General features: G+C 42.1%; 2 protein-coding genes. Both read left to right on the top strand.

What is annotated here, in order from left to right; all coding sequences use genetic code 11:
- Window positions 1–158 precede the first annotated feature (158 nt).
- Window positions 159–602, top strand: a complete 444-nt coding sequence (locus AC3WU2_RS30575; RefSeq protein ID WP_492458601.1) for a VOC family protein — start codon at window positions 159–161, stop codon at window positions 600–602.
- Between the two features lie 258 nt (window positions 603–860).
- The gene (locus AC3WU2_RS30580; RefSeq protein WP_492458602.1) at window positions 861–2,288 is read left to right on the top strand and encodes a sigma-70 family RNA polymerase sigma factor; all 1,428 of its coding nucleotides are present in this window, start codon (window positions 861–863) and stop codon (window positions 2,286–2,288) included.
- Window positions 2,289–2,489 lie beyond the last annotated feature (201 nt).

A 2,489-nucleotide genomic window follows, 5' to 3' on the forward strand; every position in this document is an offset into this window, starting at 1 on the left:
CTACTATGAAAGAACGGATTAACTTTCATTCTCTGTGGTGCCGAGCGTTCTGCGAGGCATGGATGGCTAACGGGCAGGATAATTGAATGGAGTCGCGAAAAGTACATAGATGGAAAATTTATGAATCGGTGATAGAATGAAAAGGAGAGTTGAAGAAAATGTTAAATAAAAAAACGAATGGTGCAGATGTGATCGGTTACTGCTGTATGAGATTTCCAGTCACAAATTTGAAAAAATCGGTGGATTTTTATTGCGATGCGTTGGGGTATGAATTGATTTCAGCAGACTATCCGTTTGGAGAGGCGCATATTGGATTGAAGAATGGAAACGGTCCAGGTATTTTTTTGATGGAAACCAAACCGGAAGACGTCACACAATTGAAGTTTGAATTTCCGCGTTCATTCTTTATCACAAGCAGCACGGGGCACGTGACGATGATTGAATTACTTACAAATGATTTGCTTGCTTTGCATGGACGGATTAAACAAGCAGGAGCCCACATCGATAAAAATCCAGAATTCACTAATGATTTCGGTTATTTTACCTTTTATGATCCAGACGGGCACTTTATTCGGGCGGTCGAAGAAAGAGGCGTGAGTTGAAACAAAGAATGAGTTTCAACACTCAAACTTGGATCATTCCCGCATGTTACCCATCAGATTGAGCTAATGGGCAGGTTAGTGGAATAATAATAGTATGGACCGTATCACATGTAATGGAAAAGAAGCATTTTTGGGGGAACCCGTAGTAAGGACTTCGAACATAAGTGTCGAAGTTTTTTTATATGCAAATTTTTCTCGGGCGAAGACCGACGGAAACTGAGAGAGTAATGTGTCTGCTTAATAAAAGGAGGGTAAACAGTGAGTGACGATATTGAACGGGTGCGAGCGACTCTACTTGGAGATTGGGAGGCTTTTGGTGCCATCGTCCGTAAATATGCAAATGTCTTGCACGCCGTTGCTTATGAAGTGGTTCGGGATTATCATACTGCGCAAGACTTAGCGCAAGAAACTTTTCTTAAAGCGTACATGAATATGCATTCATTAAAAAATCCGGAGAAACTTGGGAGTTGGCTATATTCTATCGTCAGGAGGTTGAGTCTGAATGCACTAAGAACGGAAGGAAGATATATGTCACTTGAAATTGCTTACGATCTGCAGATTGACCAATCGGTTGAGGAACTTGTATTGCAGCGTGACGTAAGAAGGAAGGTTTTCGATGCTTTCAACTCCCTAAAAGAACCACAACGGCTGGCATCAACACTCCATTATTTAGGTGGCTTTACCATAAAAGAAACCGCAGAAATACTTGATATTTCTATTAACGCGGCGGAGAGTCGAATTAGAAGGTCAAAAGATTCGCTTAAGAAGGAGCTGTTTGTATTGATGGATGATTTATTGAAAGATGATGGCTTTGAACAAAACATCGAACGAGAAGTCCTGCGTGCGATTGTGCCACGCATTGCTACGATTGAAATTCCTGTATTTGATTTACGCAGGGCAGTTGAATGGTACGGTGAAATGCTCGGTGCGAAACTTCAAGGAGAATGGAACGATGAATGGAAAGCGGCGATGTTGCACTTTCAAGGCGGATCGGGAGCGGTTGGTGTGCCATCCGTATATCTAGTAAAGACAGAAGATACTCGACGATTAATATTTAAGAATACGCGGCATGGTTATATTCAAAGTGTCATTGACCTCTATACGCATGATCTTAAAGGATACTATCGTTTTCTAAAAGAACGTGGTGTTGATGTAAATGAGATTGATTGGGAGCAGGAACCGAATCGTCAAGGATTTGGTTTTCGGGACTGCGACGGTAATTCGTTTGGGGTTTGTAATGTTGAACTCACTGGTCAAGGAGGAGGTAATCAAGAAATTCCAAAAGCGCATCCGTTCGTATCACGTGTTGCAGGCGTAGAAATTCCTGTCACGGATTTGAAAAAAGCTGTTGCCTGGTATACCGAGACCTTTGGCATGAAAGTTCTTGGTGAACCAGAGAGAGATTGGGAGGCTGCAATGCTTTATCTTGACGGAGGCGAACGGCTTGGAGTACCAAACTTTTACTTGGTTGAAACACATGATGAACAACGACTTGCATTTGTGAACAGCTACACGAATATAACCCATAGTGTAATCGACTTCTACTCAGCAAATGTTGAGCCTATGCTATCAGGGTTGCATACTCGTAAAGTTAAGATGAATGGAGCAAGTGGATTTTATGACCCAGATGGGAATTCACTAGCCATATGCAGCGCAGTACATCGTGGACAAGTTAGTAAAATGTAGAGTATTGATGATGAAACTTGTCGTTATGGACAGAATGGGGAATTATACAAAATGGTCCGTTCAACTAACGGGTCACTATAGCTTAATAAATACCTAAGACGCGGCTGCCGGCATGTATCGGCAACCGCGTTGCGCTAACGGGCAGCATTCCTATTATGAAGAAATACGAGGTTTGAGAAATAAAAGGACTCCTTGGTATGA

The sequence above is a fragment of the Paenibacillus sp. EB106-05-06-XG162 genome, from assembly GCF_058791655.1.